11 protein-coding genes and 1 riboswitch are annotated in these 14072 nt (G+C 65.5%); of the genes, 4 read left to right on the top strand and 7 right to left on the bottom strand.

What is annotated here, in order from left to right; translation table 11 throughout:
* Positions 1-76: 76 nt before the first annotated feature.
* Positions 77-1588 (bottom strand): sugar ABC transporter ATP-binding protein, encoded by a 1512-nt coding sequence (locus EJ068_RS24160; RefSeq protein ID WP_127251658.1) that lies wholly within the window; start codon positions 1586-1588, stop codon positions 77-79.
* Between the two features lie 138 nt (positions 1589-1726).
* Here EJ068_RS24160 and mtnK point away from each other — a divergent pair, with 138 nt between their 5' ends.
* From mtnK to fba, 4 genes are all read left to right on the top strand, one after another.
* Positions 1727-2989, top strand: coding sequence for an S-methyl-5-thioribose kinase (mtnK, locus tag EJ068_RS24155; RefSeq protein WP_127251659.1), 1263 nt, complete (start codon positions 1727-1729; stop codon positions 2987-2989).
* A gap of 2 nt (positions 2990-2991) precedes the next feature.
* On the top strand, positions 2992-4086 hold the full coding sequence (gene mtnA, locus EJ068_RS24150) for an S-methyl-5-thioribose-1-phosphate isomerase (RefSeq protein WP_127251660.1): 1095 nt from the start codon (positions 2992-2994) through the stop codon (positions 4084-4086).
* Positions 4087-4325: 239 nt separating this feature from the next.
* A riboswitch (FMN riboswitch) is annotated at positions 4326-4541 on the top strand.
* A 79-nt stretch (positions 4542-4620) separates the two neighbouring features.
* On the top strand, positions 4621-5088 hold the full coding sequence (locus tag EJ068_RS24145; protein ID WP_127251661.1) for a 6,7-dimethyl-8-ribityllumazine synthase: 468 nt from the start codon (positions 4621-4623) through the stop codon (positions 5086-5088).
* Positions 5089-5247: 159 nt separating this feature from the next.
* Complete coding sequence (gene fba / locus EJ068_RS24140) at positions 5248-6312, top strand: class II fructose-bisphosphate aldolase (protein ID WP_040998092.1); 1065 nt, start codon at positions 5248-5250, stop codon at positions 6310-6312.
* 64 nt (positions 6313-6376) lie between these two features.
* On the opposite strand, the gene EJ068_RS24135 is transcribed toward fba, so the two are convergent.
* The 6 genes from EJ068_RS24135 to EJ068_RS24110 are packed head-to-tail and all read right to left on the bottom strand — an operon-like array spanning position 6377 to position 14012.
* A complete protein-coding gene (locus EJ068_RS24135; protein ID WP_127251662.1) occupies positions 6377-7612 on the bottom strand; it encodes a VWA domain-containing protein in 1236 nt (411 codons plus the stop codon).
* Positions 7605-9863, bottom strand: coding sequence for a DUF5682 family protein (locus EJ068_RS24130; protein WP_127251663.1), 2259 nt, complete (start codon positions 9861-9863; stop codon positions 7605-7607). The genes EJ068_RS24135 and EJ068_RS24130 overlap by 8 nt, the downstream gene beginning before the upstream one ends.
* 3 nt (positions 9864-9866) lie before the next feature.
* Entirely contained in the window at positions 9867-10946 is a 1080-nt protein-coding gene (locus EJ068_RS24125) for an AAA family ATPase (RefSeq protein ID WP_126078697.1), read from the bottom strand.
* 19 nt (positions 10947-10965) lie between these two features.
* Entirely contained in the window at positions 10966-12399 is a 1434-nt protein-coding gene (locus EJ068_RS24120) for a DUF5691 domain-containing protein (protein WP_126078698.1), read from the bottom strand.
* A complete protein-coding gene (locus tag EJ068_RS24115; protein WP_245463212.1) occupies positions 12396-13784 on the bottom strand; it encodes an SWIM zinc finger family protein in 1389 nt (462 codons plus the stop codon). The genes EJ068_RS24120 and EJ068_RS24115 overlap by 4 nt, the downstream gene beginning before the upstream one ends.
* 24 nt (positions 13785-13808) lie before the next feature.
* On the bottom strand, positions 13809-14012 hold the full coding sequence (locus EJ068_RS24110) for a hypothetical protein (RefSeq protein ID WP_126078700.1): 204 nt from the start codon (positions 14010-14012) through the stop codon (positions 13809-13811).
* Positions 14013-14072: the final 60 nt, after the last annotated feature.

The following is a 14072-nucleotide window of genomic DNA, read 5'->3' as shown; positions in this document are numbered from 1 at the left end:
AACGCTCCCGCGCTGTTGTCCTCTCCGCCAAACTAGAACTCATGCCTGCACTCCGAGTCTCGTCATCCGCACGATCTCACGCAACACCATGCAGCGGTCCGCCGGCCACTTCCGCCAGCAGCCGGTCGAGGTCGATATCGGCGTTCCTGTGCTCGCCGACGATCGTGTGTTCCGACATCACCAGGATGCGGTCGGCGGTTTCCAGCGCCTCGTCGATCTCGGTGACGAAGATCAGCGTCGCGCGGCCGTCGGCGCTGGCCCGAAGCTTCGCGGCGATATCGCGCCGGGCCGAAATGTCGACGCCCTGGAACGGCTCGTCGAGGATGAAGAGGCGCGAGGCCTGCGACATCCAGCGCGCTACCATCACCTTCTGCTGGTTGCCGCCAGAGAGCGACGAAAGCTCGTCCTTCTCGGAACGGCAGACGATGCCGAGCTCGTCGATCTGGCGGCGGGCGGCGAGGCGCTCGGCACGCTTCTTCATGACGCCGAGGCTCGACATGCGCCTGAGGAACGGCAGGCTGATGTTGCGCTCGATGTTGAAGCCGCCGACGATGCCGCTCTCGGCGCGATCCTTGGCGACCAGGAAGACACCGGCGGCGATCGCTTCGCGCGCCGAGCCCGGCGCGTAGGGCTTGCCGTCCATATGCATGGCGCCGGCGAGCGGCCGGCGCACGCCGAAAAGCGTTTCGGCAAGCGCCGTCTTGCCGACGCCGACGAGGCCGGTGATCGCCACCACCTCGCCGGCGCCGAGCGTCATCGAGATCGGTTTCGCGCCATGCGCGATCCGCAGGCCTTCTGCAGTGAAGACCGCGCTGACGGAACTTCTGGCAACGACCCTGTCGAGACGGATCTTGCGGCCGAGCATGGCGTTGACGGCGCCCTCGTAATCGAGCGGTTTTTGATCGAAGACGCCGGAGACGACACCGTCGCGCATCGACATGATGCGGTCGGCGAGCCGCCGGATGTCGGACATGCGGTGCGAGATATAAAGGATGGCAACGCCATGACCGCGCAGCCGGTCGATCAGCGAAAACAGCCGGTCGGCCTCGGCGCTCGACAGCGAGGAGGTCGGCTCGTCGAGGATCAGCACTTTGGGCTGGTGCGCCATGGCGCGAGCGATGGCCACCATCTGCCGGTCGGCCAGAGACAGATCGCTGACGCGCGCCTTGAGGTCGATTGCGAGCCCCATGCGGTCGGCGACGGCCTTGGCTTCGGCACGGACATTGGCGGGCTTGAACAGCATCGACGCGCCTTTGCCGCTCAGCCGATCGAGCGTCAGGTTGGTGGCGACATCGAGGTCGGCGACCACGCCGTCATTGATGTTCTGGTGCACGGTGACGACGCCGGCGCGAATGGCTTCGGCGGGGGTTTGCGGGTCGAATGCGTTGCCGGCCAGCCGCATCGTGCCGGCACCGCGCGCATAGACGCCGCTGATGATCTTGACCAGGGTCGACTTGCCGGCGCCGTTGGCGCCCATCAGCACAGTGACCTCGCCCGCATGCAGTTCGAGCGAGATGCCGCCAAGCACCTCGTTTTGGCCGAAGGATTTCCTTAAGCCCTCCACATGGAACACGGCATCTGCGCCCATTCCTTCCTCCCTGGTTCCTGACGCTATGGGCTCATTCGTCAATTGTCAACACGATTGACATTTGCCAGAGCGCTTCCTAGCTTGGCCCCGCCGCCGTGGCTCCGCTATCGTCGGACACCACGAGCAGGAGGGGAGAGAATGACCGGGAAGTTCGAAGCATTGTCGGTGGAGACGTTGCCGAAGCGCCTTGGCGAGACCGCGGCGCTGACCGAGCGCATCGGCAAGGACGCCAGCCACTGGAAAGTACGCGAGGTCGGTGACGGCAATCTGAACCTCGTCTTCATCGTCGAGGGCGACCAAGGTGCGGCGGTGGTGAAGCAGGCGCTGCCCTATGTGCGGCTGGTTGGCGATAGCTGGCCACTACCCTTGAAGCGCTCCTTCTTCGAATATCATGCGCTGACCAGGCAGGAGCGCCGGGCGCCCGGCTCGGTGCCGGCGATCTACCATTTTGACGAGACCCAGGCGCTGATCGTCATGGAATATATGGCGCCGCCGCATGTCATCCTCAGGCGCGCGCTGATCGACGGCCGCGAACTGCCGAACATCGCGCGCGACATCGGCCTGTTCATGGCCCGCACGCTGTTCCGCGGCTCGGATCTGTCGATGGTGACGAAGGAGCGCAAGGCCGATCTGGCGCTGTTCGCCGACAATGTCGAGCTCTGCGACATCACCGAGAATCTGGTGTTCTCCGATCCCTATTTCGATGCCAGGATGAACCGGCATACCTCGCCGCAGCTCGACGGCCTGGTTGCCGAATTGCGCGCCGACCGCGACCTCAAGGTCGAGGCACAGCGGCTGAAGCATCTGTTCGCCGCCAATGCCGAGACGCTGCTGCATGGCGACCTGCATTCCGGCTCGATCATGGTCACCGACACCGAGACCCGGATGATCGATCCGGAATTCGCCTTCTACGGCCCGATCGCCTTCGATGTCGGCATGCTGCTCGCCAATTTCTGGATGGCCTTCTTCTCGCAGCGCGGCCATGAGGAGAAAGGCAGCAGGGACTCGATGCGCGCCTATCTGCTCGGCGTCACGGCCGAGACATGGGCAACCTTCCGCGCCGAGTTCTCGCATCTGTGGCGCACCGAACGCACCGGCATGCTCTACCAGAAAAGCCTGTTCGAGGATCAGGGCGACAGGCTGGGTTCCGAACAGGCGCTCGACCACATACTGCATTCCATCTGGACCGACCTGCTCGGCTTTGCCGGCATCGAGGTGCACCGGCGCATCCTTGGGCTGGCCCACAATGCCGATTTCGAGACCATTGCCGATCAAGACCTGCGCGCCAGATGTGAGGCCAAGGCTTTGCGCTTCGGCCGCCACATCGCCGTCAACCGGCGCCGGATCCACAGTATCGACGAGGTCAACAATCTGGCCGCGCTGATCGAACAGGAGAACTGAATTTGAACGTCGGCGAACGCCACTACCGCACCATCTGGCTCAGCGACGACAAGCGCTCGGTCGAGATCATCGACCAGCGCTGGCTGCCGCATGAGTTCCGCATCGAGACGATCGGAACCGTCGCCGGCATCGCCACCGCCATCCGCGACATGTGGGTGCGCGGCGCGCCGCTGATCGGCGTCACCGCCGCCTATGGCGTCGCCATCCAGATGAAGGACGATCCGTCGGACGAAGCGCTCGATACGGTGTGGGAAACGCTCAACAAGACGCGGCCGACGGCGATCAACCTGCGCTGGGCGCTGGACGAGATGCGCCGGCACCTCAAGCACCTCGCGCCAGGGGAGCGTGCCGAAGCGGCCTACAAGCGGGCCGCCGAGATCGCCGACGAGGATGTGGGCTTAAACCGCGCCATTGGCGAGAACGGGCTTGCCATCATCAAGGAGATCGCGGCGAAGAAGAAGCCGGGCGAGACCGTCAACATCCTCACCCACTGCAATGCCGGCTGGCTGGCGACGGTCGACTACGGCACGGCCACCGCGCCGATCTATCTGGCGACCGAGGCCGGCATTCCTGTCCATGTCTATGTCGACGAGACCAGGCCGCGCAACCAAGGCGCCCAGCTGACCGCCTGGGAGATGGCCGGCCACGGCGTGCCGCATACGCTGATCGTCGACAATGCCGGCGGCCATCTGATGCAGCATGGCGACATCGACATGGTGATCGTCGGCACCGACCGCACCACCGCCAATGGCGACGTCTGCAACAAGATCGGCACCTATCTCAAGGCGCTGGCCGCGGCCGACAATGAGGTGCCCTTCTACGTCGCGCTCCCCTCGCCCACCATCGACTGGACGGTGGCCGACGGGCTGAAGGAAATCCCCATCGAGGAACGCTCCGGCGACGAGGTTTCGCTGGTGTGGGGCAAGACGGCTGACGGCAAGGTCGCGCAGGTGCGCGTGTCGCCGGATGCGACGCCGGCGGCCAACCCGGCGTTCGATGTGACGCCGGCGCGGCTGGTGACGGGTCTCATCACCGAGCGCGGCGTGGCGAAAGCTTCGCGCGAGGGGCTGAAGGCGATGTTTCCCGAACGGGGTTAGCTAATCTCCCCCTTGTGGGGGAGATGTCCGGCAGGACAGAGGGGGGCGCTGTCCCGCCAGCATGTCGGAATCGCCTTTGATCTTACCCAAACGAATTATCGTCTAGCGCCTGCGTGAAGAAAACGATACGCCGCGATCCTTCGCGCCCCCCTCTGCCCTGCCGGGCATCTCCCCCACTAGGGGGAGATTGGCTAGTCGCCAATTGACAGCGCCTGCCTCCCCCTCCATACCTCCGTCGTTAATGTTCTCAGGGCGGGGTGAAAGTCCCCACCGGCGGTAAGGGTCTCGACCCAAGCCCGCGAGCGCCTTCCGGTCCACGCATTAATGCGTGGATTCTTAAGTGCTAGAGCGTCCTTTACGCGTCCAAAAGGACGCGTGGCGCTCTAGTGGAAGGGTCAGCAGATCCGGTGCGATTCCGGAGCCGACGGTTACAGTCCGGATGGAAGAGAACGGCCGCAGGAGACGGTCCGCTCGCGCGGGCCGTGTTTTTGCGTCGTGCGTCCTGATTCTGGTTCGAAACGGAAGGAAGGACCCATGAATCAGCATTTCCCTAAAGACCAAACTACCCTTCGCGTCGCCGTCATTCGCGCGCGCTGGCATGCCGATATCGTCGACCAATGCGCAGCGGCGTTCGAGGCCGAGCTTGCAGCGCTCGGCGGCTTTGCCGTCGAGGTCTTCGACGTGCCCGGAGCCTATGAAATTCCGCTGCACGCCAAGACGCTTGCCGAGACCGGCCGCTATGCCGCGATCCTCGGCGCCGCCTTCGTCGTCAATGGCGGCATCTACCGGCATGGCTTCGTGGCGAGCGCCGTCATTGACGGGATGATGAATGTGCAGCTTGCGACCGGCGTGCCGGTGCTGTCGGCGGTGCTGACGCCGCACAACTACCATGACAGCGCCGAGCATCACCGCTTCTTCCACGAGCATTTCACCGTGAAGGGCAAGGAGGCGGCGAAGGCCTGCGTCGAGATCCTCGCCGCGCGTGCCAGAATCGCGGCCTGAACCGCTTCGCGAGCAGCGCGTCGGAACTAAACCGATTTGGATTTCAGGACCGCGACCTGAGTGGGTTGCGGTCCGTCGGAAATCCGGCCAGAAGCAGTTGGGCCGGGTTTCGGCCCAACCTGCTAAATCGCGCTTTCAACAGATACGGGAGACTATTCGTTGGCTCGCATCACACTGAGACAATTGCTCGACCATGCCGCCGAACATGGCTATGGCGTGCCTGCCTTCAACATGAACAACATGGAACAAGGCCTCGCCATCATGGAGGCGGCCGAGGAGACCAAGTCGCCAGTCATCCTGCAGGCCAGCCGCGGCGCGCGCGCCTACGCCAATGACGTGGTGCTGGCCAAGCTGATCGACGCGCTGGTCGAGATCCATCCCGATATCCCGGTCTGCATGCATCTCGACCACGGCAACAACGAAGCGACCTGCGTCACCGCGATCCAGTACGGCTTCACCTCGGTGATGATGGACGGCTCGCTGAAGGAGGACGGCAAGTCTCCGGCCGACTACGCCTATAATTCCGGCATCACCCGCCGCGTCGTCGACATGGCGCATTGGGGCGGCGTGTCGGTGGAGGGCGAGATCGGCGTGCTCGGCTCGCTGGAGAGCGGCGGCGGCGAGCAGGAGGACGGGCATGGCGTCGAAGGCGCGATCAGCCACGACCAGCTCTTGACCGACCCGGTGCAGGCCGAGCAGTTCGTGCGGGATACGCATGTCGATGCGCTGGCGGTGGCCATGGGCACCAGCCACGGCGCCTATAAATTCTCGCGCAAGCCGGACGGCGCGGTGCTGGCGATGAATGTGATCGAGGAGATCCATCGCCGTCTGCCCAACATGCATCTGGTGATGCATGGCTCCTCGTCGGTGCCGGAAGAGCTGCAGGAGATCATCAACAAATATGGCGGCCAGATGAAGCCGACCTGGGGCGTGCCGGTGGAGGAGATCCAGCGCGGCATCAAGCATGGCGTGCGCAAGATCAACATCGACACCGACAACCGCATGGCGCTGACCGGCGCGATCCGCAAGGTGCTGACCGAGAACCCGTCGGAGTTCGACCCGCGCAAATATCTGACGCCGGCGATGGCTGCGATGAAGAAGCTCTGCAAGGAGCGCTTCGAGCAGTTCGGCACCGCCGGCAACGCGCCGAAGATCAAGCCGATTCCGCTGGCGGAGATGGCCAAGCGCTACAAGTCGGGCAGCCTCGACCCGAAATTCGGCTAAGCAGCATCCGCATAACCTGTCATGATCAGGTCGCGGAAAAGGTCATAGCGAACGCCGCCGAGCGCTATTCGGCGGCGTTCGGCGTCTCCGCGTCGGCACGGACGAGCTTGATGTCCGCGCCCGCCGTCCAGGCGCCGATATCCTCGCGACGCAGCGCCGCCGCCATCATGTCGGGGAAATGGTCGGGCGTACAGGCGAAGACCGGGATGCCGATCGCGGCGACCGACCCGGCCATCGACGGATCGTAGCCGGGACGGCCCTGATCGGTGAGCGCCAAGAGCACGACGACGTTGACGCCCGACCGGACAAGTGCTGCCAGCCTTTGCAGGAGCTCCTTGCCGTTGCCGCCCTCGTAGAGATCGGTGATCAGGACGAAATGCGCCTTGGTCGGCCGTTCGATGCGCTCGGCGCAATAGGCGACCGCCTGGTTGATGTCGGTGCCGCCGCCGAGCTGGACGCCGAACAGCACCTCGACCGGATCGCTGAGTTCTTCGGTCAGATCGACGATCGCCGTGTCGAAGCAGACGAGTTTCGTCCGCACCACCGGCAGCGAGGCCATCACGGCGGCGAAGATCGAGGCATAGATGACCGAGCTTGCCATCGAGCCGGACTGGTCGACGCAGAGCGTCACCTCGTCGAGGTCGACCAATCGGCGCTGACGACGCATGAAGCCGACCAGCTTTTCCGGAACCACGGTCTTATGGTCCGGCTGGTAGTGGCGAAGGTTCGCCGTGATCGTGCGCGGCCAGTCGATATCGCGCTGGCGCGGCCGGTTGGTGCGCCGCGACTTATCGAGCGCGCCGCGGATCGCCTCCGCGGTCTTCTGCTCCAGGCGCTGCATCAGCTTGGCGACGATGTCGGAAATGATCGACCTGGCGATGTCCTTGGTCTTGTCCGGCATCGCCGAGCGCAGCGAGACGAGGTCGGCGACGAGATTGACGTCGGCCTCGATCGCCTTGAGGAACTCGGGCTCCATCAGCATCTGCTTCAGGTTCAGCCGCTCGAAGGCGTCCTTCTGCACGACCTGGACGACCTGCTCGGGGAAGAAGGAGCGGATGTCGCCCATCCATTGCGCGACGCGGGGTGCCGAGCGGCCGAGCCCGCCACGCCGCTTGCACGGATCGCCGGCGGTGTCGCCGCTGCCGTCGCCATAAAGCGCATCGAGCGCCGCCGACAGTTTTCGGTCCTCGGCCGACAGCGCCGACGATGTCTCGTCGTCGGCCCCGATCGCCAGCCGCCAGCGACGCTCGCGATTGTCCGTTGCCGCTTCGAGATCCCGCCCGGTCGTTTCGTCAGCCATGGTTGACCTCCCCTGCCAGCAGCTTTGCGAGAAGGCCAAAATGCCTCCGCCATGCCGCGCCACCATCCGGCGCCGGAATTAGCCCGGCAGGCAGGCTCGCTCTCTTGCCAAGCACGGCCTCGATGAGGCGGCGACGCTCCATGCTGTCGAGGTTCGAGAAGACGCGGCGCAGCAGCGGCAGATGCGCGACGAAGGCCTCCTCGTCGAGCGAGGCCAGCCAGGCATCGACAGCGCCGCGCAGGCCCTCGTCATAGATCAGCCGCTGGCCGGCGCCGCTGAAGAAACCTTCGAAGAAGGCGGCGGCATCGAGAACGGCCGTCCCTGGCGACAGGCGTCTTGCCAGGAGATCGGCGGTCTCATCGGCTGAGAGCCGGCCTGCTTCGTAGAGCAGATGCGCTGCGCAGCCGGTGACCAGCGCCGTGGAGCGTGACGAATCCAGCACGGCCGCCAGCCCGTTGCGCCAGGCTTCAAGGACATGCTCGTCCGGCTCGACCAGCTTGATCGCCTCGTCGGCCTTGCGCAGCGCTCCCATCAGCGCGGCCGCGGCCTGCGCGTCGAGATCGCGCGCCGCGTAAGGCAGCGCGATGGAGCCTTCGATGATCAGCCGCTCCAGCAGGCCGGCGAGTCGCTCGCTCTCGGTCTTGCGCGCTTCGCCGTAGCGGATGATGTCGGCAAGCGGCGGCACCGAGGCCAACAACTCCAGGCACTCGCTGCTGTGCGCCGCCTTTTCCTCGAGCGCTGCAAGACCGGCGGCGGACGCCTCGCTCAGGGCGGCGGTGATCGCACTCTGCACCAGCGTAGCCAAAGCATCGAGCGTCGCGGCGGCGCCGATCATCTGGATGAGCCTGCCATTGGCGGCCTTCTCGATGGTCGGGCCGTAGACCAGGTTCTCGACAAGGCGGACGGCATATTCCGGCTGCCAGGCGAGCATCCAACGCTCGCGAAACGTGCCGCGGCTGCGGCCGACATCGGTCAGCCTGCCCCAGTCGACGCCAAGCACGTTCAGCCGGTGCAGCAATGTCGAGCGGAAGAGACCGCTCTCGCTGCGCAGGTCGACGGAAAGTTCCCGCTCCAGTGCCTCTGGCTTCAGCCTTGCAGCCTTCTGGCTGCGCTGCAGATCGTCGATCAGCGGCGCGAGCGGCGTGTCGGGCGGGATCTCGCCGACATCGGCGCCGAGCAGCAGCTCGGCCTCGACCATCTTCCACAGCAGGGCCTCGCCGTTGAAGAGCGCCGAGACCGAGGCATCGCGAAGCTCCTCGAAGCCCGGCTTCGGCCGTTCGCGGATGGCGGCAAGCGCGCGCGCCAGGCGCTCCGCCTCGATCAGCGATGCGGTGGAGATCATGTGGCCCTTCGCCCGCAGCACCGAGGCGATCCGCGCCAACCACAGGACCGAGGCGTCGTCCTGCCCACGTGTCTGCCACAGATGCTTGCACCAGCCCGGCGCTACGACGCCGGCGCCATAACCATAGCCCAGCGCCAGGCGCGGTCCGGTCCACGGCGCATAGGTCATCGTGGTCTTGCGCCGGCCGATGCCCTTGAGCAGCGCCTGGTCGCTCTTCTGCGTATGCCCTGCTTGAAGGGCCGGCACATGCCAGGCGCCGCAAACCACGGCCATGGGGCCGTCGAATTCCTTCCGCGCTGCGGCGATCTCGAGGCGCATATGTGCCTCGCGCATAGCCTCTAACCTGCCGATCGAACCCTCGCCGTCGCGCAGCGTCGTCATCGCGTCGGCGATGGCCGCGAAGATCGGGCCGGGCTCGGGATTCTGCTCGATGATGTCCGACCACCAGCTCTCGCCGTCCTCGTAGCCGGCGGCACGCGCCAGGGTGCCAATCGGATCCTGGACGCGCGTGGGTTCTTCGCCCTGCTCGTCCTTGGCCTCCGCCTCGGCTGCTTCGGTGTCCGCTGCCGCTTCAGCCGCCTTCTCCGCAAGCCGCGCGGCCGACGGCAGGTCGATGAAGCGCAGCGCCGCCTTGTTGGCGACGGCCCAAAGTGCTGCCTGGTATTCCGGCGAGAATTCAGCGAAAGGCCAGAAGCTGGTCGCGGCGGGATCATCCTCCGGATAGCAGAGCAGCGCCACCGGCGGCTTCATGTCGGGGCTGGCGAGCAGCGGCAGCAGCGGCGAGGCATCCACCGGCCCCTCAATCAGCACGGCGACCGGCTGCAATTCCTGCAACGCCTTGACCAAGCTCCCGGCGGAGCCCGGGCCGTGGTGGCGGATGCCGAAATAGCTGATGCCGCCTTGGGTCATGGTTCAGATGGCCGCGTTGAGCGCCGCATAATAGCCGGCATAGTCCGGCCGCTTCTTCAGCACCGTCTCCAGATATTCCTCCAGCACCACCTTGTCCTGCACCGGGTCCTTGACGATGGCGCCGACCAGGCTCGGCGCCAGGCCTTCGGCATGCAGCTTGCCGTCATCGAACCATGCCGCCTGGCTGAGCCCGCTGACCATGGTGGCGATCGCCTCGGCGGTGGAGAGCGAGCCCGACGGCGTCTTCAGCGTCACCTTGCCGTCGGCGGTTGCGCCCGAGCGCAGCTCGCGGAAAATGGTGAGCACTCGCGCAATCTCCTCGCCGACATTCTTCGGCACCGGCAGCTCCAGCCCGCCGGCCATCTCGCCGACGCGACGGGAGACGATCGAGACTTCCTCCGCCATATCGTCCGGCAAAGGCAACACCACGACGTTGAAGCGGCGCTTCAGCGCCGAGGAGAACTCGTTGACGCCTTTGTCGCGGTTGTTGGCGGTGGCGATGATGTTGAAGCCACGCTGGGCATAGATCGAGGTGTTCAGCTCCGGCACCGGCATCATCTTTTCCGACAGCACGGTGATCAGCGTGTCCTGCACGTCGGAGCCCATGCGCGTCAGCTCTTCCAGCCGGCAGAGCTTGCCGTCCTGCATGGCGCGATAGAGCGGCGTCGGCACCAGCGCTTCCTGGCTCGGCCCTTTTGCCAGGAGCTGGGCATAGTTCCAGCCATAGCGGATCTGGTTCTCGTCGGTGCCGGCAGTGCATTGCACGACCAGCGTCGAGTTGCCCATGATGGCGCCGGCGAGATGTTCCGAGACCCAGGATTTTGCCGTTCCGGGAACGCCGAGCAGAAGCAGCGCGCGGTCGGTCGCGAGCGTGGCGACCGCCGTTTCCATCAATTGCCGGCGGCCGACATATTTCGGCGAAATCACCGTGCCGTCGCTCGCCTTGCCGCCCATCAGATAGGTGAGCACGGCTTTCGGCGACAGGCTCCAGCCGGCAGGCTTTTGCCGGTCGTCGCCGCGCGCCAGCGCCTGCAGTTCGGCGGCGTAGACCTGTTCGGCCGGAAGGCGGATGGCTGCGTTCATGCGATCTTCTCCGGGTTGATCATCTGGTTGGATTTCCGCCCAGCGCCGCGTTGAGGCGCAACAGGCTAAGCGATGGGGATGCAGGCGGCAGCCCGGCGGCGACGACCTCGCTGATCAATTTTTCGGCCGTCGCCGGACTGGCCAGAAAGCCTATGGCTTCGAGATACTGCTCGGCGTTTCGTTTCACGACGTCGTTGTCGCCCGAGACGGCGGATCGCAACGCGGAAAGCGTCTTGCCCTTTGCAAGGTCGCCCCACTCCAGCCAGCCTGCCTCAGCGCCTTCGACCATGTTGAGCGCGGCCAGATTTTGCGCGTCGTTCAGGATCTGCCTAATCAGGACACGCTTCCTGCCGCTGTCCAAACGCGCCGTGAGTTGGAGGCCGAGAATCGCCAGCCTGCCGCCGGCTGCGGCAAGCAGATCCGCCAGAGAGGCCACCGCCGCGTCGCCGCCGGACGCCGCGACCATTCGAACCAGAAAGAGATCGGCGCCGTCATCGACACCAAACTGCCATGCGCCGATGAAATCGCTCTCCGTCTTGCCGAAGTGGCCGACGAGATCGCCGAAGTAACAGGTGGCGAACAAGTCGGCGCGACGTGCTTGCTGCGCCTGTGACTTGGGTTTTATCGGCGCGTAGGTGGAGCGGCGGCGGATGAAACCGGATTTGCCTTCCTCGATGAAAGCGGATAGCTCGATCGCCGGATCTTCGGTTTGGCCTTCAGTGATGCTACGTTCTCCCAGTCTTGCCAGGAGTCGGCCGGCCATTTCGCGCACCTTTCCTGAGCGATCGGCGGACAGGCTCTTCAGAAATGGCACATCATCGGCACCAAGGCCGAAGCGCATGAGTTCGATGAGCGCAAGCCTGACCTCGGCGGGCTCGCTCGCTCCCTTGGTCTCGATAAGGGCCCGCGCCAAGGCGGGTGCGGAGCGCCGCAAATCGATCAGTGCGCTACGGCGCGCGGCGGGATAGAAATCATCCCAGGTTTCCGCCGTCAGATGCTCGCGGCGGAGCTGTTTTTCGCCATCCGCGCCCGCCTGCCAGTCGACCCAGGGAGCGTAGACCTCCGGACCATTCTGATCCGACGCAGCCGGCATCCAGTCCATCGGATGGGTGACGAAGCCACGGCTGGCGACGAGCGTGGCCACGCGGGTCTTGAGCCTTGCATCGGCCGCATATTTCAATGCGGCACGCAGCAACGGCCGCAGGCGTTCAGGCAGCATCGGCAAGGCCAGCACCGGCAGCGGCGGGCGCCGCTTCAAGCTCTTCGGCGCCGCGGGGCGGAGCGCGACATCCAGTGCCTGCCCGGCGATGGCCAACAGCCGCCGCTCCTGCTCGTCCGGGCTGAAAGCGGTGGCTACCTCTTTCCACTCGACCGGGGCGAATTCGAACATGGCGCCGCCGGAAATCCAGCCGTCGCGCAACCGCGCCAGCCCTGCTTGGTCGAGTTCGTTCATGACAGATCGAGCCTCCCGATGCTGCTTTGCGAGGCCAGCAGCTCGAGCCTGGCGCCATTCCAGAGCGCCGCCGTCGCCGCGAGATCGATGCCGAGCAAGGTCTGGTGGACGGACCCGGCGACAGGCAAGGCGATGCCGTGCGGATCGTTTGCCGCCTGCCACCAGGCGCCGTCCTTTTCGTCCAACGCGATCGCGCCGGCGGGCAGGATGATGGGGCAGTCCGACAGCCATGGGGCGCCGTCCTGGAAGGCGGCGTAGGCGGCCAGCGGATCGCCGGCTGCATCCGGGACGAATGTCGGCCACGCGCCGGGCGCCACGTCGCCCAGCCGTTCGGCGACCAGCGCCCGCAGCGGATTGCGCGACGGATAGAACACCAGCCTCGCTCTGAAGCGGTCGCCCGCCGCGAAGGCGCCGGAGCGCCGTCCGGCGGAAGCCGGGAAGAAATCGAGCAGCACCGCAAATCGCGGCGTCGTGCTTTTCAGGTCGAGCAGCCAGGTCGCGTGACTGACGAGGCCGTCGCGGCGGGTCTCGATCTTTTCGCCAAGCACCTCCCAGTCGCTCTCGACCTGAACGGCATCGGGGTTGGCGAGGATCTGGTCGCGCGTCTCCGATGCCGAGACCAGGCGTTTCAGCTCGGCATCATCGGGTGCCGCGCGCCAGGCCTTGGCAAGCAGCACCAGCTTGCCCAGCTCGCGGATCGCGGCGTCCGGCCGCTCCTCGCCGCGCAGCGCCATCAGCTTCGCGGGCAATTCGTCAATGCGCCCGGCGAGCGCCGTCGCCTTCAGGTCGACCAGCCGTGCGGCGATGCGGCGGCAGCGCTCGCTCGAGGCATCGACAAAGCCGGCCAGGCCGAGCCGCAACTGGTCGGCGATCCACTGGTCGAGCTCGTCGAGCGCGGCCGAGACCGCGCTGCGCGTGTCCTCCGCCCGCCTACGCTGCGCCGCCTCGCGGCGTTCGGCCGCAGCGGCGTCCTCAACAGGAGGTGCCTCTTCCGGCCGCGATGCTTCGTCTATGCTTTTGCCTTCCGCGCGAGCTGGCGCTTGGGTTGGCGGCTGCCCTGGCTTGCGGCGCCGGCCGAGCCAGTCGTTCACCCAATCGGGCGTCTGGTCGACGCGGGTGAAGCTGTCGGGTGCCGTGGCGCCGATCCAGGCCAGCGCCAGAATGTGCTTGCACGGAAATTTCCGCGACGGGCAGGTGCATTTGTAGCCGTGGTCGGAGGTGTCGAACGCGACCCGGTAGGGGTTGGAGCCCGAGCCCTGGCATTCGCCCCAGATCAGCGGCAGCTGTTCATGCGCTTCAAGCCTGGGCCAGTTCGATCGCTTGGTCAGCTTGGCGGCTGCGCCAAGCGAGGCCTGATCGGGGGCCAAAGCCTCGACTGTTTTCAAATCCAGCTGCAAGCCGCGCGCCTCTCACCACCCCGAAGCATGACTTCGCGACGATTGATAGCCGTTTGCGGCCGGCTGGTGTAGCTCCATTCGCCGGAAAATCGAGAGCTTGTCTAACGTTCCGTTGTTCTCCTGAAGGCCCGGTCGCGCGAAGCTCGCATCCAGCATGTCGTCATTCAACAGTTCGATCCGTGAACGCTGTTCATTTTGCTCTTGAACGTCGTTCAAGATGTGCTATGCTGCGATTATGAACAATGTTCATTGGATTGTATCCGGCCTGAAACAGGC

Origin of the sequence: Mesorhizobium sp. M2A.F.Ca.ET.043.02.1.1 (genome assembly GCF_003952405.1) — a bacterium.
Taxonomy (GTDB): domain Bacteria; phylum Pseudomonadota; class Alphaproteobacteria; order Rhizobiales; family Rhizobiaceae; genus Mesorhizobium.
This window is presented reverse-complemented; position numbering and strand designations above follow the sequence as displayed.

Coding starts and splice junctions, on each gene's coding strand:
- EJ068_RS24160 (WP_127251658.1), bottom strand. CDS start 1,588: ATGGGCGCAGATGCCGTGTTCCATGTGGAGGGCTTAAGGAAATCCTTC.
- mtnK (WP_127251659.1), top strand. CDS start 1,727: ATGACCGGGAAGTTCGAAGCATTGTCGGTGGAGACGTTGCCGAAGCGC.
- EJ068_RS24145 (WP_127251661.1), top strand. CDS start 4,621: ATGAATCAGCATTTCCCTAAAGACCAAACTACCCTTCGCGTCGCCGTC.
- EJ068_RS24135 (WP_127251662.1), bottom strand. CDS start 7,612: ATGGCTGACGAAACGACCGGGCGGGATCTCGAAGCGGCAACGGACAAT.
- EJ068_RS24130 (WP_127251663.1), bottom strand. CDS start 9,863: ATGACCCAAGGCGGCATCAGCTATTTCGGCATCCGCCACCACGGCCCG.
- EJ068_RS24125 (WP_126078697.1), bottom strand. CDS start 10,946: ATGAACGCAGCCATCCGCCTTCCGGCCGAACAGGTCTACGCCGCCGAA.
- EJ068_RS24120 (WP_126078698.1), bottom strand. CDS start 12,399: ATGAACGAACTCGACCAAGCAGGGCTGGCGCGGTTGCGCGACGGCTGG.